This window comes from Bradyrhizobium sp. AUGA SZCCT0182, assembly GCF_018130185.1.
Taxonomy (GTDB): domain Bacteria; phylum Pseudomonadota; class Alphaproteobacteria; order Rhizobiales; family Xanthobacteraceae; genus Bradyrhizobium.
The window spans coordinates 277,060-300,109 of sequence record NZ_JAFCLY010000002.1 but is presented as its reverse complement, the minus strand read 5'-3'; the positions used below and the strand labels follow the sequence as shown (position 1 = coordinate 300,109).

Sequence of the window (23,050 nt, the reverse complement as noted above, 5' to 3'; positions counted from 1 at the left end):
ATGCTCAAGATCGAGAATCTTTCCGTGAGCTATGGATCGGTCCGGGCCCTGTCGGACGTCGATCTGGAAGTCCTTGGCGACGGCATTCTTCACGGCGTGATCGGTCCCAACGGCGCCGGCAAATCCACACTGCTCGACGCGGTTTGCGGCCGCCGCCGTCCGGTCGCGGGAACCGTCCACTATCGCAACGAGGATATCACGCGGCGCTCGGTGGCCTGGCGGCGGCGGCAGGGCATGGCGCGCTCGTTCCAGCGCACCAGCGTGTTCCAGGATCTGACCGTTCACGAACAGCTTCATTTGGTTGCGCAGCATCTTGGCGACAACAGGCTCGACGACGTGATCGAGGTGATGGATCTCTCCGGCTATCTGCACCAGAAGGCCGGCCGGATCGCCTACGGCGTGCAGCGCAGGGTGGACGTCGCCCTGGCCTTGATCGGCCGCCCGCATTTGCTGTTGCTGGACGAGCCGGGCGCAGGCCTTTCGGCGGCGGAGACGCTGCACCTGTTCGAGCATCTGCGCGATCTCGTGCGCGAGCGGAAGATTGCGGCGGTCGTGGTGGAGCATGATGTCGACGCGGTATTCGCCTGCTGCGGCAAGGTCACCGTGCTCGACCTCGGCCGCCACCTCGCCACCGGCACGCCGCAGGAAATTCGCGCCGACCATCGCGTCGTCGCCGCCTATCTCGGAACCGCGGCATGAGCGCGCTCCGCATCGAGAAGCTGGTTGCCGGCTATGGCGCCTCGACGGTGCTGCATGGGATCGACCTCACGGTCAATGAAGGGGAATCGGTGGCCGTGGTGGGCCGCAACGGGGCGGGCAAGTCCACGCTGCTGCTCTCGGTTTTTCGCGAGACCAACATCATCTCCGGCGCAATCTGGGTGCATGACAGCAGGGTCGATCATCTGCCCGGCTATATGGCGGCGAAACTCGGCATTTCGATTGCACCGCAAGGCCGTCGCATCCTGCCCAATCTGACCGTCAAGGAGAACCTGCTGCTCAGCAAGGCGACGGGCAGGGCTGGGTATTGGGATCTGAGGGCCGTCTACGATCTGTTCCCGGTGCTCGAAGAGCGCGCGAACCGGCCCGGCACCATGTTGAGCGGCGGCCAGCAGCAGATGCTGGCGATTGGCCGGGCGCTGATGGCCAACCCGAGCCTGGTTTTTCTCGACGAGCCGTCGGAGGGCCTTTCGCCGGTGCTGATCGACGGGCTGGTTGGCGCCCTCAATACGATCCGCCAGGCAGGAACCGGTGTGCTCGTAGTCGAGCAGCATTTGAATCTGGTCAAGCGTGCGACTGACCGATTCATCATTCTGGCCAAGGGAGAAGTCGTCGGCTCAGGACCGACACCGGCGATCGGTGCGCCTGAGAACCAGGCACTGATGGCGTTGTAAGAAAATTTAAAACCAGGCGTAGGGAGAGCAAATATGAGGAAGGCACTTACCAGTACGGGCTTCGGCGCGCTGCTTTCGGCGGCCCTCGCCATCGCGATGGCAACCACGGCGCCGACCACAGCTTCCGCCAACGATACCGTCAAGATCGGCGTGCTGCTGATTGACAGCGGGCCATTGGCTGGCCTGAAGGAAACCCAGACCAAGGCGGTCAATCTGGCGATCGAGCGGATCAATGCCGCCGGCGGCGGCGCCGGCAAGAAGCTTGAAGCCGTCTTCATCACCTATCCCGGCACGCCTGATACCGCCGTGGACGGCGCCACGCGCGCCGTCCAGAAGGATGGCGCGTTGTTCATTACCGGAATGGACACCTCGTCCGTCTCGCCGGCGCTACAGGCGAAACTTCCGGCATTGAAAGCCTTGATGGTCGAAGTGATGGCCAATGCCGATGGTCTGACCGGCAAGGGCTGCTCGCCGAATTACTTCCGGGTCAACGCCAACGACTCGATGATCATGGGTTCCTACAGGGAATTCCTGAAGGACCAGGGCGTCAAGAAATGGGACATCATCGCGGTTGATTACGCGGCAGGGCGCGACTCCGCCGAGAAGTTCAAGGGCTTGATTACCTCGCAGGGTGGAACGATCGCGAAGACGTTGTTCACCCCGTTCGGAACGCCGGACTTCGGCGCCAAGATTTCCGAGCTCGGCGCAGAACCGGCCGACGGCCTGTTCGTGACGATCTTCGGCAGCGACGCCATCAACCTCGCCAAGCAGCAACAGCAGTTCGGCCTGTTCAAGAAGTACAAGATGGTGCTGGGAAATTCCTTCGTGATCCCGCAAACGCTGCCCGCGCAGGGCGACACGGTGCTGGGCGTCTATCAGAACATCGGCTTCGTTGCCGGTTTTCCGGGCGCGCAGGCCGAAGACTTCGTGAAGGCCTATGGTGAAAAGTACAACGGCGAACTGCCGCCTTACACCGGCGCTGACCAGTACGCCGCCATTCAGCTGATCGCGGCCGCACTCAACAAGGCGAATTCGACCGACATCAACGCCGTGCGGACGGCGCTGTCGGGCCTGAAGGCCGATACGGTGCTTGGCGACGTGGAGATGCGCGCGGGCGATCATCAGGCCGTGCGGCGGATGGCCATCAGCCAGATCCTGCCGGGTAAGGATGGCAAGCCGACCTACCACATCAAGAAGATCGAGCCGGGCCCGGACATCATTCCCCCGGTCGATCCCGCCTGCAAGAAGTGAGCGGTCCGGCGCCGATGTCGATCAAGTTTCGACGCCGGCGCCGAATTGTCTGCGTCAGGCCGCGCCTGTTTGCGGCCTGCCTGTCACGGCACCAGCGACACCTTGCCGAATTGCGCCCCGGACGCGAGATGGTCGAATGCGGCGCGTATGTCCGCCATGTCAAATGTCGCATCGATGACCGGTTTCACCAGACCGCGATTGAACACATCGAGCAGTTGGCGGAATTCGGCAAGGCTGCCGCCGGTCGATCCGTAAATCTCCAGCTGGCGGATGAACACGCGTTGCAGATCGGCCGGCGGGTTGGAACCCGTCGTCGCGCCGCAGGTGACAAGCCGCCCGCCGCGCCGCAGCGACCGCAGCGATTCACCCCAACTCGCTTCGCCGACGCTGTCGATCACCATATCGACGCCGCCATCGCTCATTTGCAGGATAGCGTTCGAAACCCGGTCTCTTTGATAGTTGACGCCGCCGCTGGCGCCCAGCGCGATCGCGCGCTCGATCTTCTCATCGCTGGACGAGGTGACGAAGACCCGCGCGCCCACCAGTTTTGCAAGCTGCAGGCAGGCGACCGCGACGCCCCCGCCGATGCCGACGATCAGGACGCTCTCGCCGGGCTGCAAGGTCTTCTTGCCGAACAGCATACGCCAGGCGGTGAGGTGGCCCGTCATCAGGGCGCCGGCCGCGACCGGATCGGCGTCATCAGGCAACGGCAGGAAACATCGGTTCGGCATCGCGATATATTCGGCAAAGCCGCCATGGCGGTGCTCGCCCATGATCTTCACGTTCTCGCACAGCGGCTGGTCGCCGGCGAGGCAATAGCGGCAATTGTTGCAAAACGCCTCGGAAAACAGGATGGCCTTCATGCCGGGCTTCAACCCGCTACCGGGCTCGGCCTCGACGATCTCGCCCGCGGCCTCCACGCCCATCACCTGCGGCAAGGTGTGCGTGATCCCGGCGCCGTTGTCGCGCATGTAGAGATCGACGCGATTGAGCGACGAGGCCGCGACCTTGAGCACGGATTCGCCGGGGGCAGGGGCCGGATCGGGAAAATCCCGCCAGCTGACGCCGTCGGCTCCGCGCCGTTCCAGGACCGCCGCTTTCATGGTGCCTTCTCCTGCTTCGCCCGTCGCGCGTTCCGGTATTCGGACACACGTTTATCATATGTGTCTTGTGCTTGTTCCCTCAAGGCGCGCTCGCCCCGCCGCGGTCGGTACGCGGTCCAGTTTCGATAGGTGAACGGGCCGGTAGATTTTTGAGTTGCGGTTCATCGGAAAACTAGTACACTAGCGAACGAATAGGCCGTCAAGCGCCGCGATATGATTTCAGGGAGAGAACGCATGAGCGGAAATCGATTTGATCCCGTCGCCCACGCACGGTCGATGCGCGCAGGCGGCTTCTGGATCGACAAGAGCTTCGACGAATTTCTGCAAGCGACCATCGCGGCCACGCCGGGAAAGCTCGCCCTTCTGGCCGACCGCGCCGATCGCCCCGAGGCCAAGCGCTTCACCTATGCCGAACTCGGCGATCTGATTTCGCGCGCGGCGGCCGCCTTGAAGCGCCTCGGTGTCGGCCCTCGCGATGTCGTCTCCGTTCAGCTTCCCAATTGGTGGGAGTTTGCCGTGATCGCGCTCGCCGCCTTCCGGGTCGGCGCCGTCGTCAACCCCCTGATGCCGATCTTCCGCGAACATGAACTGAGCTACATGCTCGACTTCGCGGAAACCAAGCTTTTGATCGTGCCAAAACTGTTCCGTGGCTTCGATCACGAGGCGATGGCGCAGTCGCTGCGGCCCAAATTGCCAAAACTTCAGCACATCATCGTCGTCGACGGCGAGGGGGCCAGCAGCTTCGACCAGGCGTTGCTCTCCGGCAGCGATCGTCTCGCGCCGCCCCCGAACGGAGAGATCGGCGCGCTTCCGGCCGATCAGATGGCCGTGCTGATGTTCACCTCGGGCACGACAGGGTCGCCCAAAGGCGTCATGCATTGCCTCAATACGCTGCTGGCTTGCAATATCGCGCTGGCCGGCCGCTTCGGCCTCGATACCAACGACACGATGCTGGTCTGTTCGCCGCTCGGCCATATGACCGGCTTTGCGGCCGGCATGCTGCTCGGCCTCAAGATCGGCGCCTCCGTCGTGTTCCAGGACGTGTGGGAGCCGAAGCGCGGTATCGCCATCATGGCCAATGAAGGCGTTACCTATTCGGCGGGTGCCGCGACGTTTCTCGCCGACATGTGCGAGGCGGTCGCCGGCGGCGCGGCAAAGCCTGCGCGGCTGCGCAAATTCCTGTGTGCCGGCGCGCCAATTCCGCCGGCATTGATCGATCGCGTCTATCGCGAGCTCGATCTCAAGGTCTGTTCGCTGTGGGGCATGACGGAATCGCTGTCGAGCACGTTGACCGAGCCGGAACGCGCGCTCGAAAAATCGTCGAAGACCGACGGCCGCCCGCTGGAGGGCGTTGCCGTAAAGGTGCTTCGCATGGACGGATCGCCGGCGCCGGTCGGCGAGAAGGGGTTGCTCAAGGTGCGCGGCGCGCAGATGTGCCTCGGCTACTACAAGCGCGCCGACATGGAGCCGTTCGACGCCGAGGGGTGGTTCGACACCGGCGACATGGCCTACATGGACGACGAGGGCTACATCCGCATCGACGGTCGCATCAAGGACATCATCATTCGCGGCGGCGAGAACGTGCCGGTCTTCGATATCGAGAACCTGCTGTTCAAGCATCCCGCGGTGCTTTCGACCGCGATCGTGGGTTATCCGGATCCGAGACTGGGCGAACGCGCCTGCGCGTTCGTGGTGCTGCGTCCCGGCCAGACGCTCGATCTGGCCGCCGTGCAGGCCCTGATGGCGGAGCACAAGGTCGCGAAACAATATTGGCCGGAACGCATTGAGATCGTCGCCGATCTGCCGAAGACCCCGGCGGGCAAGGTGCAGAAATTCCAGCTGCGTGAGATCGCAAAGGCGTTCGCCGAACCGCCGCACAAGGCCAGCGCATGAACTCCCGCCTCAGGGATCGCGTGTGCGTCGTCACCGGCGCCGCGCGCGGGATCGGCCTTGCGATCGCCGAGCGCTTCGGCCAGGAGGGCGGTCGTATCGCCTGTGTCGACGTCAGCGCGCGCCGTCTGGAGCCTGCGGTCGAGGGGTTGAAGAGCAAGGGGTTCGACGCCAAGCCCTATGAAGTGGATGTCGGTAAGCGCGACGATGTTCATGCCTTGTTCGCGAGGATCGAGAGCGAGTTTGCTGCGCCGGTAGCCGTGCTCGTCAACAATGCCGTCTTTGCGCGCTTCGAGCCGCTGGCGCAGATCGAAGTCGAGACCGTCGACCGCATGTTCGCGGTCGGCGTGCACGGCCTGATCTGGACCACGCAAGCGGCGGCGCCGCAGATGGAGCGTCGCGGCGGCGGCTCGATCGTGAATTTGAGTTCCGTGTCGGCGTTCAACCCCGCCAAGGACTCCATTGCCTATTCCGCCCTGAAGGCCGGCGTCGTCGGCCTCTCCCGGGCATCGGCGATCGAGCTCAGTGCCAAGAAGATCCGCGTCAACGTGATCGCGCCGGGCATGATCGGCACGCCGGCTTCGATCGCGCAATTCGATGAAGCGACGATTGCCACGCGCCAGGCCGAGATGCCGGCCGGACGCTTTGGCGAGCCGGAAGAGATCGCAGCCCTTGCCGCATTCCTCGCCAGCGACGACGCGAGCTACATCCAGGGCGCCGTCATCACCGCCGACGGCGGTTGGACCATTCCTGCCAGATAGGAGAAGCGCGATGAGGCGACTGGAGGGCAGGCGCGCGGTCGTTACCGGCGGTGGCAGCGGCATCGGCCGCGCCAGCGCGATCCGTTTCGCGCGCGAAGGCGCTTCCGTGCTGGTGGTCGGCCGGGCCGGCAATACCGAGGAAACGGCAGCAGCGATCCGGGACGAAGGCGGCATCGCATCGGCGTTGATCACGGACGCGGCGGTCGAGGAAAACGTCGCCGAGATCGTCCGGCGCTGCGTGGCGGAATTCGGCGGTCTGGAAATCTTCTTCGCCAATATCGGCGTCACCGGAACCAACACGCCGCTGCTGGAGCAGACGGTCGAGGAATGGTCGGACGTCTACCGCATCAACACCATCAGTTGCTTTCTCGCCATCAAATATGCCGGCCGGCACATGACGGCGCAGGGCTACGGCTCGATCATCCTCACCTCGTCGGCCGCATCGCTGCGCGCCAATGCCGGCGCCATCTCCTACAGCGCGAGCAAGGCGGCGGTGAACAATCTGGCGCAGACGGCGGCCAACGCCTTTGCCGGCACCGGCGTGCGCGTCAATGCCGTGCTGCCGGGGCTGGTCGAAACGCAGCTGACCCGAAAAGTGTTCGAAGATGCGCGCGCGCGGGGCGTCGAAGCCAAGCTCGGCCATGTGACGCCGATGAAGCGACCCGGGCGTGCCGAGGAGATCGCGGCCGCCGCGGCCTTCCTGGCCAGCGATGATTCTTCCTACGTGGACGGACAACTGCTCTCCGTCGATGGCGGCGTCAGCAGTACCCACCCTTATGGGCGGATCGCGCTCTAGCAGCGGCCTAAAACAAAGAGAGCACCGGGAGAGGCGCCATGGACTTCGAACTGCCCAAGGAAATCACCGACAAGCTTGCTGAGCTGGACGCCTTTATCGAGGCCGAGATCAAACCGCTCGAGCGCGACAATATCAAGTTCTTCGATCATCGCCGCGAGAATGCCCGAACCGACTGGGATGATGACGGACGCCCGCGCACCGAATGGCGCGCGCTGATCAGCGAAATGGAGCGCCGTGCCGACAAAGCAGGGCACCTGCGCTATGGCCTGCCGAAATCATGCGGCGGCCAGGCCGCATCCAATCTTGCGATCGCAGCGATCCGCGAGCACCTCGCCGCCAAGGGACTCGGCCTGCACAACGATCTGCAGGATGAATCCTCGATCGTCGGCAATTTCCCGATCATTCCGGCGCTCGCCGACTACGGCACCGAGGAACAGAAAAGCTATATCGAGGGCATCATCACCGGAAAGAAACATCTTTCCTTCGCCCTGACCGAACCCGGACATGGCAGCGACGCGACCTGGCTGGAGACGACAGGCGTGCGTGACGGCGATCATTGGGTCATCAACGGCCGCAAGCGCTGGAACAGCCAGGTTGCCCGCGCCCATGCCAATCTGGTGTTTGCGCGCACCTCCGGCAAGCCGGGCGAAGCCAGGGGCATCACCGCCTTCATCGTTCCGACCGACACGCCCGGCCATCACGTGCTTTACAATCACTGGACCTTCAACATGCCCAGCGATCACGCGGAGACGGAACTGCTCAACGTGCGCGTGCCCGACAGCGCCATTCTGCACAAGGAGGGGGAGGGCCTTGTCGTCGCGCAGCGCTTTGTGCACGAGAACCGCGTGCGCCAGGCCGCGGCGAGCGCGGGCGCCGCGCGCTACTGTATCCTGAAGGCGGTCGAATACGCCAAGACACGCGTCGCCTTTGGCGAGCCGCTCGCCCGGAAGCAGGCGGTTCAGTTTCCGCTGGTCGAGCTGTGGTCCGAATACGAACTGGTGCGCAACTTCATCTTCCGCACCGCCTGGCAGATGGACCGCCAGAATCCGCTGGAGATCAGCGATATGGTCTCGATCTGTAACTTCCGCGCCAACCGGCTGTGCTGCGAGGCGGCCGACCGGGCGATGCAGGTGCATGGCGGCATTGGCTACAGCCGTGCGCTGCCGTTCGAGCATATCTACCGTCACCATCGCCGTTATCGCATCACCGAGGGTACCGAGGAAGTGCAGATAAGGCGCGTCGCGCAATACTTGTTCAACTTCAGCGGCAAGCGTGCGAGCAGCGGATGACCGGGGCGGACGCCTCCGACCGCGGCATCGACTTCGACGTGGCGCGGCTCGATGAATATCTAAAGGATTGGCTCGGCGGCACAGGTCCGACGCGGGTGGAACGCACCCATGGTGGGATGTCGAACCCGACCTACTTTGTCACCCGCGGCGGGTGGCGCGCGGTGCTGCGCAAGCAGCCGAAGAACGTGCTGCCGTCGGCACATGCGATCGACCGCGAATTTCGTGTCTTGACGGCGCTGCAAGGCAGTTCCGTACCGACACCAAAACCCTATCGATACTGCGAGGATCGCGAGATCGTCGGGACGCCGTTCTATCTCATGGAATGGCTTGACGGCCGCGTCTTCAACGAGTTCGGAACGCCCGGTCTCGCCCGCGCCGAGCGCGCCGAGCTGTTCCGCTCGATGTGCGCCGCGCTGGCCGCCATCCACAGGCTGGATTACCGGGCGCTGGGGCTGGGCGATTTCGGCCGGCCCGGAAACTATTTTGCCCGCCAGCTCAAACGCTGGTCGGAGCAATGGACAAAATTCCGGAGCGGCGATGACGATAACCCCGCGCTCGACCGGATGGTGCGCTGGCTTGCCGAGCGTTTGCCCGAAAGCGAGACCACAGCCCTTTGTCATGGCGACTTCCGTATCGCCAACGTGATGTTTCATGCAACAGAGCCGCGCGTGATCGGCGTGCTCGACTGGGAGCTCTCCACGCTCGGGCATCCCCTCGTCGATCTCGCCTTCAACAGCCAGGCCTGGCTGATGGCGCCGGACGAGAACGGCGGATTGCTCGGCCTGCCGCTCGAGGAGCTGGGGATTCCGTCCGAGCGCGATTATCTGGAACTCTATTACGAACTGTCCGGCGCGACCGAGCGCCTCACCCGATTTCACCAGGTGTTCGCGATGTTTCGCGGTGCGGTCGGCAGCGCCGGCGTCGCTGCGCGCGGGGATCTCGGCACCGGGGTGTTGCCGGACGCGGCGCGCGTCGGACGGCATCTGGCGCGGGCCTATGCCGCGCGAGGTGTCGCGTTGATCGAGGAAGAGCGATGAGCATGCGCGAACGGCCCGCCATCACCATCGACGAGGCGATCCGGCGCCGCCGCTCGGTCCGTGGCTTTCTGCCCGACGAAGTTCCGGAGGCGACGTTGCGCGAGGTATTCGAGCTTGCGCAATGGTCGCCGTCCAATTGCAACGTGCAGCCCTGGACGCCGCATGTCGTTTCGGGTGAAGCGTTGAAACAACTTCGCGCGGCGCTGGTCGCGGCCGGGATGCGGGACGAGCCGATCAAGCCGGACTGGCCGGCTGACGGCAAATTCACTGGTATCTACCGCGAGCGGCAGGTGGACGCGGCGCAGAAATTATATGGCGCGATGGGGGTCGAGCGGAGCGACGTGGTTGGCCGCAAGATGGCCTATATCCGCAACCACGCCTTCTTCGATGCGCCGCACGCCGTACTGATCTTCATGCCGACGCCGTTCGATACGCGCGAAGCGGCCGATATCGGCATGTATGCGCAGACCCTGATGCTGGCGCTGACAGCGCGCGGCATCGCGTCCTGCGCGCAGGGCGCGCTCGGGCTGTTTCCTGAGATCATCCGCGAACAGCTCGGCATTTCCCGGAATTACAAACTGCTGTTCGGCGTTTCGTTTGGCTACGAGGATCACAGCATCAAGGCCAATGCCGCGCGCGTCGGCCGCGCTGATATCGGCGATGCCGTCCGGTTCCACCGCTAGAGAGGAGACTTCATCGTGACGGGACCGTTGAACGGCTTTCGCGTCGTCGAGATGGGCGGGATCGGCCCGGCGCCATTCGCCGGAGCGCTGCTCGGCGATCTCGGCGCCGACGTCCTGCGGATCGACCGCATCGCCAAGGTGGGCATCGAGCCGGATTTGCCGCCGCGCTTCGACTTCTACAATCGCAACAAGCGCTCCGTAGCGCTGGACCTCAAGCAGCCGCAGGCTGTGGCGACCGTGCTGGATCTCCTAGCCGGAGCGGACGCCCTGATCGAAGGGTTTCGTCCCTCGGTGATGGAGCGGCTCGGGCTCGGTCCCGACATCTGCCACGGGATCAATCCGCGGCTGGTCTACGCGCGCATGACGGGCTGGGGGCAGGAGGGGCCGATGGCGCAGGAGGCCGGCCACGACATCAACTACCTCGCGCTGACGGGCGCGTTGCATTGCCTGGGCGATGCCGATCGGCCGCCGCCGCCGCCGCTCAATCTGGTCGCCGATCTCGGCGGCGGCGCAATGTATCTGGTGGTGGGCCTGCTCGCGGCGTCGATGGAAGCGCGTCAATCGGGCCGCGGACAGACGATCGACGTCGCCATGATGGACGGCGTCACGCATTTGATGTCGGCGTTCCAGGCTTTTCGCCAGCAGGGCAGCTGGACCGGGCGGCGTGCCGATAACATCGTCGATGGCGGCGCGCCGTTTTACGGCAGCTATGCCACGCGCGACGGCAAGTTTATCGCGGTGGGCGCCATCGAACCGCAATTCTACGCCAGTCTCCTGAAGGTGATGGGCATCGACGGCGAACGCCTGCCGGACCAGAATGATCGTGCGGCGTGGCCGGAGATGCGCAAGCGCTTTGCTGAGATTTTCGCAACGCGCACGCGCGATGAGTGGGTCGCGAAAGCTGCGGGGCGCGACGCCTGCCTTGCGCCCGTGCTGACGATCGACGAAGCGCCGCAGCATCCGCAGATGCAAAGCCGCGATGTCTACACGGCGTTCGACGGTCTCCGGCATCCCAGCCCTGCGCCCCGTTTTTCCCGCACGCCTTCCGACCTTCGCCGGCCGACGCCAGCCGCCGGACGTGACAGCCGGGAGGCTCTCGCAGATTGGGGGATTTCTGCGGCGCAAATCTCTGAATTGGAAGCCGCCGGCGCCATGGGGCAGGTTTGACGTGGTCGATCGGGCAGCCTGGTGAATGGTCCGACGCGCAGCACGCGTCGGCGGCTTTTCGGTTTAAGCGGCTCCAACTGGCGCTTGCGTAGCTTGCGATATGACGCGAGCGGCGCACGAAGCGGTCACCTCGTTGGTTCAATGCGAACGGCGATTCTGGACGAAGAACCCCGGCTTAAGCCGCTGCGCTTCTCGATCATCTTGAATCTGGGATATCAGGCCGCCAGTCGTACCCGCGCCCAGCGGCGCGGTCTGCGGCGCGAGAGCGCGAATTGATTGTTGCAATCGCAGAATTGAGCGGTCTCGCGCCTGGACCTCGGCAGTGGCGACAAGCTGCTCTACAGTTATCGGAGCCGAAGGCTTGCAAACGAGCTTCTCAAGCTGCTCTCTGCGAAACGGAATAAGGAATTCCGTTAGAGCCGGCGAGAGCGCTGCCTTCTCATCGATGTGAACAAAGTTGAGGCTAGCAGGCCAAAGGATTTCTTCCGCTCCAAGTTTGGCTATTGGTGCAGTTCCTGCAGGCGGCCCCGCCTTGAAGAAATTGTGACATCCGGCGCATGTAACGGCTGCCGCGCGAGCAACCAACTGTGTTGAATCCACACCAACCTTGGCCAGCCTGGCAGCTTCTGGATCGACAACTGTTTGCTTGAAGGCCGTGTTATCTATAGCTGGGCCCATGGGATTGTCGATTGGCGAAACTGAACTCTGGAACTCGTTGAACTTGTCGTCGAAACGAGCACCAAGCTTGCTAAAGAGGTAGCTTTTGAAAACTTTGAGATCGAATTCCGGAGCGGTCCTATCTAAGCGTTTATCATAGTTTTTGTGGTTTTTATCCGTTGCAACTTCATCGAACTCAATCAACTGCCCCAGGTAGCTGCCCTTGAACTCCCTCCAAAACTCGTCTTTGACAGTTGCCGCACGCGCCTGCGGAGCCGCCGTAGCGGGTACGCCGGCACCGTAGAGTTCGGCAAGCGGATTTGTCTTCACCGTTACCGGAACGAAACTGCTCGAGTTGCCATCGACGCTTGTGATGATCCACTCTCGCAAATTCCACTGGACCGGCCCGGTGGACATGCCGACCTTGTTTACAAAAAGATTGCCCCGAACCTGTCCAAAACGATAATTGTCGGCATGTACCACGGGACCAATGTTGGCGGACAACCCCGTATAGTAAAAACGATCCAATTCGTCGGCTATGACCCCACCATCCGCGAGTTTTGACAAATTGGCCCAGAACTCTGCTACGGGTTGGCAGCCGATCTGGCCTCCTAGTGGATTTCGAAGACGGGCTTCAAAGATTATCGTCATCCGGCTGGCTGGCGGACTGTTGCCGTGATCGATTGCCTTGTTGAAAGTGTAGACGATACGATGCTCTCCGCAGTCCGACCAATCCTCGGGTACTAGATCCAGCCTATTGAAGAGGCCAACAGGAACCATGGCAAAAGGGTTGTCTGGCTTATCCGCATCCAACAAATCGGACGCTTTCAAAACGGACTCCATGGGCCGTTCTGATACCTGCATCCGAAGCTGACTGTTGCGATTTACGAAGTCATCGGCCACAAACGACGACAACATTGTCGAAACAAGTTTTTCGGCGGCCTCCTTAGTCACCGCAATACCTTGCGACTTCAACACTGCGTTGATCGTTTTTCGAAAACTAAACCGGTCGGCCAAAGCCGCCTTATCGTTGAAAACGATCGAATGCTGCTTTAACGGCTCAGGACAATATGGCTGGGCGTACGCCGATGAATGCGTAGCGATTAGAATGACTGCAGTACTCATCCGAAGTTTAGCGACGGAAATCATGACCGATTACCCCTCAAACTAAACGTGCAATAGCTCGAACTTCAACCTTATTATGCATACTCGCTTGGCGTGTGCAACCTGCCTCGTGCTACAGGCGGAGTCCGGGCGGCTTCAGGTTTCGACGCATTGGCGACCTAGAGGAAGGTGTTCGACCTGGCCTGCAAGGCAGAGAGGTTGTTTAGGGTGAACGTCGCGCGCGAAGAGAGGCGGCTTTTGGAATTTGTCCCCGCTGGTTCGACGTAGAAGGGCGAGGAGCTATCGGCGACGGTCCGTCAGCCTTCGATTTGCTTGCGGAAACAGCCCCCTCGCGGCGGCTAGGGGATAAACGGGTAAAATACGTCTGAGCATCCAAATTGGCTGGGGAACTAGGATTCGAACCTAGACAAACAGAGTCAGAGTCTGTTGTGCTACCGTTACACCATTCCCCAAGAATTGCTTAGCGACATCAAAGGCTTAGTGAGCCGGTCGGCAATTGCTCGCGGCCGGATCCTGAGAATCCGGCGAACTGGCGCCCTTCTACTCGCTACCTTGCGCCCTTGGCAAGCGCGCGGGGAAGGCGTTGTTGCATTGGGGGCCCGCCAAATCGGGTCATTTACGGCGCGGTCGCGCCGCAGTCAGGGCCTTGGTCGATGAGCCTTTCATTCGAAGAACTGGACTTCCGCCCGACGCCGATGGGCGTGCTCAGCCTGCGGCGCCGGCGGCGGCCGATGTCCGACGTCGATGTCTACGAAATCAAGCTCGGCGACGAGTTTCTGATGTCGAGCCAGTTCACGTTGGCCGAGATCGAACTGGCTCGGCTTGGCCTCGCGGCGCTCGATCGCGCGGATCTGGACGTGGTGGTCGGTGGCCTCGGGCTCGGCTACACCGCACGCGCGGTGCTCGAAAACGCCGGCGTGCGATCGTTGATCGTGGTCGATGCGCTTTCGGAGGTGATCGAATGGCACGAGCAGGGATTGCTGCCGCTCGGCAAGGAACTCACCGGCGATCCGCGCTGCCGCCTTGCCCATGGCGATTTCTTTGCGATGTCGGCCTCCGCCGAAGGGTTCGACGCGCGTTCACAGGGGCGCCGTTTCGATGCGGTGCTGGTCGATATCGATCACTCGCCGCGCAAGCTGCTGCATCCGCGGCACGCCGCGCTGTACGAGCCGGAAGGGCTGGCGCGGCTTGCCGGCCATCTTCAGCCGGGCGGCGTGTTCGCGCTGTGGTCGAACGATCCACCGGACGATGCGTTCGAACGCGTGCTGGCCGGCGCCTTTGCGACCTCGACAACCCATGTCGTGACCTTCGACAATTGGCGCGGGGATCACGATGCCAGCAACACCGTCTATGTGGCCGTGAAAGCGGAGTTGCCGCTGTCTGGGGCCGTCGCCTGAGCAGAGCAGCCGACGCGCGCCGTTACTTGATCTTGTCGTAGGCCGAGGCGAAGTCGGCGAGCGGCATCGGAATGGTGATGCTTTCCTTGGCCATGTTCTGGAACGACACTTTCAGCTGCTTGCCGGATTTCATCGCCGCCAGCATATCCGCCGGGATCGGGCTGTTGGCGTAGCAGCCGCGCTGCTCGCAGGTCTGGATCTGCAAATCCGAAACCTTGCCATCGTCGACCTGGAGCTTGGCGCCCGCCGGCAGGTTCAATCCGAGCGGCAGCTGGATGATGGCCATCGGCTGACGGGTGTCGCCGGCGACCCGGATGTTGAGCAGCACGATCACCTGTCCGGTCTTGGTGAGCACCGCTGTCTGTTCGACCGCGCATTCGAGCGGCGCGTCGCGGCTTGGGCTGGAGCAGCGCGCGACCCAGCCGGGAGGGGCGGGGGTGTTGGCCGGCGCAGCATCGGCCTGCGGGGCCGGCGTCGGCGACGGCGTGGCCTGGGCTGCACGCGGCCCCGCCTTGGCCTTGGGTGCCTGCGGCGCCTGGGCGAAGCCGGGGGAGGCAAACGTAACGGCGACGACGAGCGTTGCTGAAATTTTCACTGTGGATCCGGCTCCGAAATATGTCGCTCTCGGATGTGCCGTCGGACGCTCAAAGTCAAGTAACTCGCCAGGCCAGATCGCCTGCAGGGTTAAATCACTGGCAATCCATCACGCGCAAAGCCAGTTCACTCGGCGGCTTGCTTGACCGCGCCCTGTTGTTCCGGATCGGCTTCGCGATCGGGATGCGCCGGTCGCCCCCAGCGCGCAAACGCGTTCGAGAGCCGGTCGAGATAGAGATAGATCACCGGCGTCGTGAACAGCGTCAGCGCCTGGCTGACGATGAGGCCGCCGACCATGGCATAGCCGAGCGGCTGGCGGATTTCCGATCCGGTACCGGTGCCGAGCATCAGCGGCACGCCGCCGAGCAGGGCGGCCATCGTCGTCATCATGATCGGGCGGAAACGCAGCAGCGCCGCCTTTCGGATCGCGGCCTCGGGCTCCAGCTGCTCGTCGCGCTCGGCCGAGATCGCGAAATCGACCATCATGATGCCGTTCTTTTTCACGATGCCGATCAACAGCACGATGCCGATCAGCGCGATCAGGCTGAAATCGAATCCGAACAGCATCAGGATCGCCAGTGCACCGACGCCGGCCGAGGGCAGCGTGGACAGGATCGTGATCGGGTGGATGTAGCTTTCATAGAGAATGCCGAGGATCAAATAGACGACCACGAGGGCCGCGAGGATCAGCAGCGGCACGGTGCCGAGCGATTGCTGGAAGGCCTGCGCGGTGCCCTGGAAACTCGAGTTGAGCGTCGTCGGCGCGCCGATCTCGACCATCGCCTTCTGGACGGCGCTGGTCGCCTGGCCCAGCGCCACGCCCTGGCCGAGATTGAAGCTGATCGTGATCGCCGGGAACTGGCCCTGGTGGCTGATCGACAGCGGCCGCACCGGCACGCTGGTCCATTTCGCGAAGGTCGATAGCGGCACCTGGTCGCCGGTGGTCGGGGATTTCACATAGATCTTGTTCAGGGTGTCGATGCTGCCCTGCAATTCCGGCAGCACCTCGAGGATCACGTGATAGCTGTTGAGCTGCGTGAAGTATTGCGTCACCTGGCGCTGGCCGAAGGCGTCGTACAGCGTGTCGTCGATCAATTGCGGCTGGATGCCGTAGCGCGAGGCGGTGTCGCGATTGATCTTCAGTTCCACCGTGGTGCCATTGGTCTGCTGGTCGGTCGCGACGTCGCGCAGTTCGGGCAGCGTCTGCATCTTGGCCAGGATCTTCGGCGCCCATTCGTTCAGTTCGGCCAGATTGGCGTCCTGCAGCGTGAATTCGAACTGGGTTCGCGTCGGCCGGCCGCCCAGCCGCACGTCCTGCGCCGCCTGCATATAGAGCCGGGCGCCCTCGACCTTTTCCAGCTTGGGGCGCAGCCGCGCGATGATCTCCTGCGCTGACGCCTTGCGCTCGTTGCGCGGCTTCAGCGTGATGAACATGTTGCCGTTATTGCCGGCCCTGCCGCTGCCGCCAATGTTCATGGCGATGGTCGCGACATCGGGATCGGCCATCACGATCTTGCCGAGCTCCTCCTGGTGGCGCTTCATGTCGGCGAACGAAATATCCTGGCTGGCCTCGGACGTGGCGGTGATCAGGCCGACGTCCTGTTGCGGGAAGAAGCCTTTCGGGATGATCACGAACAGGTAGACCGACAATCCGAGCGTCGCGAAGAAGATCATCAGCGTCGTGAATTTCCAGCGCAGCGCCAGGTCGAGGCCGCGCTCATAGGCGCGAAGCATGGCGTCGAACGCGCTTTCGCTCCATTGGTAGAAGCGCCCACGCCTGGTCTCATGATGCGACCTGAGGAAGCGTGAGGCCATCATCGGCGTCAGTGTCAGCGACACGATCATCGATACGAAGATCGTCATCGCCAGCGTGACCGCGAATTCACGGAACAGCCGGCCGATGATGCCGCCCATCAACAGCAGCGGGATCAGCACCGCGACCAGCGAGATCGAGATCGAGACGATGGTGAAGCCGATTTCGCTGGCGCCCTTGAAGGCGGCGGCCATCGGCTTTTCGCCGTCCTCGATGTAACGGGTGATGTTCTCCAGCATCACGATGGCGTCGTCGACGACGAAGCCGACGGCGATGGTCAGCGCCATCAGCGACAGATTGTCGAGCGAATAGCCGAATACCCACATCAGCGCGCAGGCGCCGAGCAGGGCCAGCGGCACCGTGATGGTCGGGATCACCGTTGCCCAGAAGCTGCGCAGGAAGATGAAGATCACCATCACCACCAGCGCGATGGTCAGAAGCAGCGTGAATTGCACGTCCTCGACCGCGGCGCGGATGGTCTGGGTGCGGTCGCTGATGACCTCGATCTTGATCGCAGGCGGGATTGCCGCGACCAGCCGCGGCAGCGTCGCCTTGATCTTGTCGACGGTCTCGATGACGTTGGCGCCGGGCTGCTTGAACACGACGAGGAACACGCCGCGTTTGCCGTTGGCCCAGGCCGCCTGCTTGGCGTCTTCCGGGCCGGTGACGGCCTGGCCGATATCGCGAACCCGCAGCGGTCCGCCATTGCGATAGGCGATGATGACGTCGTTCCAGTCCCTGGAATCGAGCAGCTGGTCGTTGGCGTAGATGGTGTAGGCGCGGGTGGCGCCGTCGATATTGCCCTTCGGGCTGTCGACGGTGGTGATCGTGATCTGGCTGCGCACATCCTCCATCGACAGGCCCTTGGCGACGAGCTTGGCGGGATCGATCTGGATGCGGATCGCCGGCTTTTGTTGCCCGCCGATGATGACCTGCGCAACGCCGGAAATCTGGCTGATCTGCTGCGCAAGCTGGGCGTCGACGCTGTCGCTGACGGTGGTCAGCGGCAACGTATCCGACGTCGCCGACAGCAGCAGGATCGGCGAATCCGCCGGGTTGACCTTGCGATAGGTCGGCGGCGAGGGGAGGTTCTTCGGCAATTGACCGCCGGCGGCGTTGATCGCGGCCTGCACGTCGTTGGCGGCGCCATCGATCGAACGGTTGAGATCGAACTGGATGGTGACCGCCGACGTGCCGAGATAGCTGGTCGAGGTCATCTGCGCGATGCCGGGAATTTGCGCGAGCTGGCGCTCCAGCGGCTGCGCCACCGACGAGGCCATGGTCTCCGGACTGCCGCCCGGCAGGCTGGCGGAGACCTGGATGGTCGGAAAATCGACCTGCGGCAGGGGGGCCACCGGCAACAGCGGATAGGCGACGAGACCGATGAACAGAATGCCGGCCATCATCAGCGAGGTGCCGATGGGGTAGCGAATGAAGGGCGCGGAGATTCCGCCGCTCATTTTCGGCCGACCTTGGCCGGCACCGGATCCGAACTTGCGACCGCGGTCGAAACCAGCGTGCCCGGCTGAACCTTGTATTGGCCAGCCGTGATCACCTGCTCGCCGGGCGACAATCCCTCATCGATCACGGAGCGCCCGTCGATCGACCGCGTCACCTTGATCTTGCGCAGTGCGGCCTTGTTGTCCTGGTCGACCGTGAAGGCGTAGAGGCCGTCGGTCCCGTGCTGAACCGCATCGTCGGGCACCACGGTGGCGTCCTTCAGCGTCGCAATCAAAAGCCGGGTCGAAACCGACTGGCCCGGCCACAGCGCATGATCCTTGTTGTCGAACAGCGCCTTGAGCCGGATCGTGCCGCTCGTGGTGTCGACCTGGTTGTTGATCAGCGCCAGCGTTCCAGTCGACAGCACGCGCTTGCCGTCGGTCGACAGCGCGATCGTTTCCGGCGGCGCCACCGCAAGTGCAGCCCTGATATCGGGCAGTTGATCTTCGGGGGCCGTGAAGATCACGGCGATCGGTTCGATCTGCGCGATGGTCACGATGCCGGTCTGGGTTGCGGCATTGACGATATTGCCGACGTCGACCTGGCGCAGGCCCGCAACCCCGGAGATCGGCGCCTTGATGGTGGCGTAGTCGAGCTGGGTTTGCGCATTGAAAATGGCCGCGGCGTCGGCCTCGATCTGCGCCGTCAGCTGCGCGACGGTGGAGCGCTGGGTATCGGTTTGCTGCCGGGTCGCGAACTCGCCGAGCTTGGTAAAGCGCTGCAAATCGAGACTGGCGTTGGCGAGATTGGCTTCGTCCTGGGCTTTCTTGGCCTTGGCCTGATCGAGCGTCGCCTGGAACGGCCGCGGATCGATCTCGACCAGCGTATCGCCCTGCTTGACGAACTGACCTTCCTGGAAGGCGATCCGGTTGATCTGGCCATCGACGCGGGTGCGGACCAGGACAGTATTAAAGCCTTGCACCGTGCCGAGGCCGGTCAGATAGACCGGGAAATCGGCCTTCTCGACGGCGGCGGTCTTGACGGCGACGCGGGCCGGTACGCGCTGCTGGGAACTGGCAGCCTGCGCGGCGTGGTTTTCGCCATGGAAGCGCTGCCAGCCGAAATAGCCGAGCCCGGCCATTGCACCGATCAGCAATAACAGACGGATCGCGCGCGATTTGGACATGCAGGCTTCTTGGGTTCGGGAGGGTATTCAAACGAGTCCCCAGCGAAGACCGGTGTAATATGCGCGCCGTTTGGCTGTAAACACACTAAGACTTGAAGAATCCTAAACAATTGGAAAGGTTTGAAGCCTCGCAGCTTGATCGAGAATGTTGCTTCGCAATGCCTGCCGATTGCGCAACTCGCCGGGCGTTCGCGCGCCGCATCGCGGTGGATGAATGCATCAACAAACGTCGTGGCGAGACGAGTTCTGTTGAAGCCGGACAACATCGCCTCAACGCCTCAACGCCTCGCGCGACGCGATCGACGGCTCGTCGAGCTCCCGCACCTCTTTTGGTTGCGTCATTTCGAAATGGTTGAAACACGATTGGATGTCGTCCATAGCGCGCGAGCAACGTTGCGACATCGGGAGCAAGTGATGGATGAGTTGAACGGACGCATGATGGCCTGCGAGATCCTGGTCACGGGATTGATCGCGCGCGTCGCCAACAGCTCGCCCGATCCGTTGCGGTTTCTCACCGACTTCCGCGACGAGATCAAAGCGGTGGTCAAGGGCGTCAACATCGCCGGGATGGAAAACACCGAGCGGGTACGACAGGTCGCGCAGGCGAAGGTCGATGAGTTGTTTTCGCTGATGAAGCCGCCGAGCTCGGATTGATCAAAACAGAAATGAGAGGAGGCCTGATTTCCAAGCCACCATTTTTTCAAGCCGCTATCTGCATCATTTTAGAACGCTTCAAATCTCAGTTTAGAACGGTTTCAAACTGCAGATTAGAATTACTTTTAACTCGATCGATTCAAGCACTCTGTTGCCGTAATCGCATTGACCGGAAATTCCCCACTGGATAGCACCACAATGGGACGGATCGTCGCGCGTCAAAATTGCGCACGAACCAAAGTTTTTCAGGGGCGCGTTTCATGAACAAAGCTAAAGCACCGAAATCGCTGCGTTTCGGGGCGGCGATCAGCTCGGCCAATCAAACCATCGAAAACAATTCCGGCAAAACGGTCACGGCGGTCGCGGGTCTGATCGCCGTTGCTTCGTTCTCCGGCGCCGAAGCCCAGCAATCCAGCCTCCCGCCGGTGACGGTCGATGCCCCGGTCGCTCGCCCACGTCCTGCTGCTGCGAAACCTTCGGCGGACCAACTCCGTGCCCGCTCGGCGCTGCGGCGCGCGGCGCGCCGCGCGCAGCCCACGGCGGCCGCGGCGGTGCCGTTCCCCAATGCCGGTGGCTTGCGCGCGGACCGCAATCCCTATGCAAATCCGGATGCGCCCTACATGGCCACCCGGGTGCAGGCGTCAGGCAAGTTTCCCGAGCCGATCCTCAATACGCCAAAGACGATCACAGTGCTGACAAAGGAAGTGCTGGAAGACAAGAACGCCACCACGCTCAAGCAGGCGATCCTGAGCACCGCGGGCGTGACGCTGGGCACGGGCGAGGGCGGCAACGCCTTCGGCGACCGCTTCTTCATCCGCGGCTTCGACGCCCGCAACGACATATTCATCGACGGCGTGCGCGACTCCGGCGTCAGCGTCCGCGAGAATTTCTTCACCGAGCAGGTCGAGATTCTCCGCGGACCCGGTTCGTCCTTTGCCGGCCGTGGTACGACCGGCGGCGCGATCAACATCGTGACCAAGCAGGCGACCACTGAGAAAAGCTTCTACAACATGGACACCACGTTCGGCACCGACCACGCCAAGCGGGTGACGCTCGACCTCAACCAGGTGATCAGCCCGACGCAGGCGCTTCGTGCTGGCGGGCTGTTCCAGGACGCGGACGTCGCCGGCCGCAGCTACGTCACCGATAACCGCAATGGCGGCTTTGTCGCGGCAACCTGGAAGCCGGTCGATGCGGTGAAGGTCACCGGCAACTATATCCATACCGAGCTGACCGGTATCCCCGATTTCGGCGTGCCTTACTACCGGCCGAGCACGGCCACCACGGCCGGCGGCCCGTTCACGGATTTCGGCGTCAATCGCAACAACTGGTACGGAGCGATCAACCGCGACTTCTACAGGACCGGCCAGGACATCGGCACGATCAACGCCGAGGTTCAGATCACGCCCGACCTGATGATCAGTAACAAGTTCCGCGCGTCTAGCTCGACCCAGAATTACATCGGAACGCTGCCGGAATCGCCAGTGCTAGCCAACCCGCTCTCGGCTTCGACGCTGACGTCCAACCCGCAGAGCCGTTTTCAAATCACCGACGTGCTCGCCAACCAGACGGAAGCGATCTACAAATTCCAGGATGCGGTCGGGTTCAAACATACCGTGCTGGCGGGTATTGAAGTCGCTCGTGAGAGAACGTCGATCGACAAGTATTTGGGGCTTACCTCGGAGGCAAACGGAATTCCTGTAAGCCCGTCTGGCTCGCCAACGAACACCAGCGTCTTCTATCCTCAAAACACGAATTTGCCTCACGGAATCCCGTCGCTTTCGGGATTCCCGACAAAGGTCGCGATCGACACCACGAGCGGATATGTCATGGATTCCGCCAATTACCGCGACCTCGTGATCGTCAACGGTGGTTTCCGCTACGATGACTACAGCATCAAGACGTCAGGATACGCGGCAAATAATGCCTTCGGCCAGCAGTCGGCGGATTTCCAGATTCCCAACTTCAACCTCGGTGTCACGCTGAAGCCGTTGCCGAACGGCAGCTTCTATGTGGCTTACGCGACCTCGGCGAACCCTGTCGGCGCCGAATTCGACGGCACCAGCACGGCCTATGGCGGCATCAATCCGGTACTGCCCGGTGGCAATACCCAGATCTTCGGGCCGGAAAAGAACAAGGCCTTCGAAGTCGGAACCAAATGGGAGCTGTTCGATCGCCGCCTGCTGGTGACCGCGGCGCTGTTCCAGACCGAGAAGGAAAACGCTCGCGAAGCGCAGAATGTGAGCAGCTCCAGCACTGCGACCGCGCTTGGGTGTGTCTATCCGACCGGTACGACGGGCAACATTTCCTGTATCACAGCCGGTGCCGCTTACCGCATCCGCGGCATCGATCTCGGGGTGGGCGGCAAGATCACCGACAAGTGGAGCGTGTTCGGCGGGCTCGTGCTGATGCAGTCGGAGGTCACGAAGTCGCTGGCGCCGTCACCCAACACGGTGCTGTTCCCCACCAACGTCGGACTGAAGCTTGCCAACGTCGCGCACCAGTCCTTCAGCCTGCTGACCAAATACCAGCTCACGGACGTCTGGGAGCTCGGCGGACAGGCGGTGTACCGCTCGGAGATTTACGGCGGCACCTTGCTGGCCGCCAACCAGGGCACGTCGATCCCGAGCTACTGGCGTTTCGACACCTTTGCCGAAGCGAAGATCAACCAGAACTGGAAGGTCAAACTGTTCGTCAACAACATCTTCGACAAGCGCTACTACGACGCGCTGTATCAGAGCGCAGCACCGTTCGTGCTGGAAGCGCCTGGCCGCGCGGCCTATCTGGTGCTTTCGGCGCGGTTCTAGACAAATTCT

At 62.7% G+C, this 23,050-nt stretch carries 18 protein-coding genes and 1 tRNA gene; 13 read left to right on the top strand and 6 right to left on the bottom strand.

Annotated elements, in window-relative coordinates; all coding sequences use genetic code 11:
- Genes JQ611_RS03750 through JQ611_RS03740 form a run of 3 tightly spaced genes read left to right on the top strand, consistent with a single transcriptional unit; the run spans position 1 to position 2,642 of the window.
- Positions 1-699, top strand: a complete 699-nt coding sequence (locus JQ611_RS03750) for an ABC transporter ATP-binding protein (protein ID WP_212464547.1) — start codon at positions 1-3, stop codon at positions 697-699.
- A complete protein-coding gene (locus JQ611_RS03745; protein WP_212415777.1) occupies positions 696-1,391 on the top strand; it encodes an ABC transporter ATP-binding protein in 696 nt (231 codons plus the stop codon). The genes JQ611_RS03750 and JQ611_RS03745 overlap by 4 nt, the downstream gene beginning before the upstream one ends.
- 33 nt (positions 1,392-1,424) lie before the next feature.
- Positions 1,425-2,642: an ABC transporter substrate-binding protein gene (locus tag JQ611_RS03740; RefSeq protein WP_212464546.1), complete on the top strand. Its 1,218-nt coding sequence runs from the start codon at positions 1,425-1,427 to the stop codon at positions 2,640-2,642.
- A gap of 83 nt (positions 2,643-2,725) precedes the next feature.
- Here the strand turns inward: JQ611_RS03740 and JQ611_RS03735 are convergent, their stop codons facing one another.
- Complete coding sequence (locus JQ611_RS03735; protein ID WP_212464545.1) at positions 2,726-3,745, bottom strand: zinc-binding dehydrogenase; 1,020 nt, start codon at positions 3,743-3,745, stop codon at positions 2,726-2,728.
- A gap of 234 nt (positions 3,746-3,979) precedes the next feature.
- Between JQ611_RS03735 and JQ611_RS03730 the strand changes: the two genes are divergently transcribed.
- From JQ611_RS03730 to JQ611_RS03700, 7 genes are read left to right on the top strand one after another with little or no spacing between them, the layout of a single operon-like run.
- Positions 3,980-5,638: an AMP-binding protein gene (locus tag JQ611_RS03730; RefSeq protein ID WP_212386027.1), complete on the top strand. Its 1,659-nt coding sequence runs from the start codon at positions 3,980-3,982 to the stop codon at positions 5,636-5,638.
- The gene (locus tag JQ611_RS03725; protein ID WP_212464544.1) at positions 5,635-6,396 is read left to right on the top strand and encodes an SDR family NAD(P)-dependent oxidoreductase; all 762 of its coding nucleotides are present in this window, start codon (positions 5,635-5,637) and stop codon (positions 6,394-6,396) included. The genes JQ611_RS03730 and JQ611_RS03725 overlap by 4 nt, the downstream gene beginning before the upstream one ends.
- 10 nt (positions 6,397-6,406) lie before the next feature.
- Positions 6,407-7,192: an SDR family NAD(P)-dependent oxidoreductase gene (locus tag JQ611_RS03720; protein WP_212268813.1), complete on the top strand. Its 786-nt coding sequence runs from the start codon at positions 6,407-6,409 to the stop codon at positions 7,190-7,192.
- Between the two features lie 38 nt (positions 7,193-7,230).
- The gene (locus JQ611_RS03715) at positions 7,231-8,481 is read left to right on the top strand and encodes an acyl-CoA dehydrogenase family protein (protein ID WP_212464543.1); all 1,251 of its coding nucleotides are present in this window, start codon (positions 7,231-7,233) and stop codon (positions 8,479-8,481) included.
- On the top strand, positions 8,478-9,518 hold the full coding sequence (locus JQ611_RS03710; protein ID WP_212464542.1) for a phosphotransferase family protein: 1,041 nt from the start codon (positions 8,478-8,480) through the stop codon (positions 9,516-9,518). Before JQ611_RS03715 ends, JQ611_RS03710 begins: the two co-directional genes overlap by 4 nt.
- Entirely contained in the window at positions 9,515-10,201 is a 687-nt protein-coding gene (locus tag JQ611_RS03705) for a nitroreductase (RefSeq protein ID WP_212464541.1), read from the top strand. Before JQ611_RS03710 ends, JQ611_RS03705 begins: the two co-directional genes overlap by 4 nt.
- A gap of 15 nt (positions 10,202-10,216) precedes the next feature.
- The gene (locus tag JQ611_RS03700; RefSeq protein ID WP_212464540.1) at positions 10,217-11,368 is read left to right on the top strand and encodes a CaiB/BaiF CoA-transferase family protein; all 1,152 of its coding nucleotides are present in this window, start codon (positions 10,217-10,219) and stop codon (positions 11,366-11,368) included.
- Positions 11,369-11,506: 138 nt separating this feature from the next.
- On the opposite strand, the gene JQ611_RS03695 is transcribed toward JQ611_RS03700, so the two are convergent.
- Both JQ611_RS03695 and JQ611_RS03690 read right to left on the bottom strand, forming a co-directional pair.
- Positions 11,507-13,174, bottom strand: a complete 1,668-nt coding sequence (locus JQ611_RS03695) for a hypothetical protein (RefSeq protein ID WP_212464539.1) — start codon at positions 13,172-13,174, stop codon at positions 11,507-11,509.
- Positions 13,175-13,528: 354 nt separating this feature from the next.
- Positions 13,529-13,602: transfer RNA gene (locus JQ611_RS03690), tRNA-Gln, on the bottom strand.
- A gap of 201 nt (positions 13,603-13,803) precedes the next feature.
- On the opposite strand from JQ611_RS03690, the gene JQ611_RS03685 reads away from it, so the two are divergent.
- Positions 13,804-14,547: a spermidine synthase gene (locus JQ611_RS03685; RefSeq protein ID WP_212386020.1), complete on the top strand. Its 744-nt coding sequence runs from the start codon at positions 13,804-13,806 to the stop codon at positions 14,545-14,547.
- Between the two features lie 22 nt (positions 14,548-14,569).
- Here JQ611_RS03685 and JQ611_RS03680 read toward each other — a convergent pair whose 3' ends face one another.
- From JQ611_RS03680 to JQ611_RS03670, 3 genes are all read right to left on the bottom strand, one after another.
- Positions 14,570-15,142 (bottom strand): invasion associated locus B family protein, encoded by a 573-nt coding sequence (locus JQ611_RS03680; protein WP_212464538.1) that lies wholly within the window; start codon positions 15,140-15,142, stop codon positions 14,570-14,572.
- 125 nt (positions 15,143-15,267) lie between these two features.
- Positions 15,268-18,414 carry a multidrug efflux RND transporter permease subunit gene (locus JQ611_RS03675; RefSeq protein ID WP_212464537.1) on the bottom strand — a complete coding sequence of 1,049 codons (3,147 nt, stop codon included), beginning with the start codon at positions 18,412-18,414 and terminating at the stop codon, positions 15,268-15,270.
- Complete coding sequence (locus tag JQ611_RS03670) at positions 18,411-19,580, bottom strand: efflux RND transporter periplasmic adaptor subunit (protein WP_212464536.1); 1,170 nt, start codon at positions 19,578-19,580, stop codon at positions 18,411-18,413. The genes JQ611_RS03675 and JQ611_RS03670 overlap by 4 nt, the downstream gene beginning before the upstream one ends.
- A gap of 414 nt (positions 19,581-19,994) precedes the next feature.
- Here JQ611_RS03670 and JQ611_RS03665 point away from each other — a divergent pair, with 414 nt between their 5' ends.
- Positions 19,995-20,234, top strand: a complete 240-nt coding sequence (locus JQ611_RS03665; protein ID WP_192740401.1) for a hypothetical protein — start codon at positions 19,995-19,997, stop codon at positions 20,232-20,234.
- 260 nt (positions 20,235-20,494) lie between these two features.
- Positions 20,495-23,041 (top strand): TonB-dependent siderophore receptor, encoded by a 2,547-nt coding sequence (locus JQ611_RS03660; RefSeq protein WP_212464535.1) that lies wholly within the window; start codon positions 20,495-20,497, stop codon positions 23,039-23,041.
- Positions 23,042-23,050: the final 9 nt, after the last annotated feature.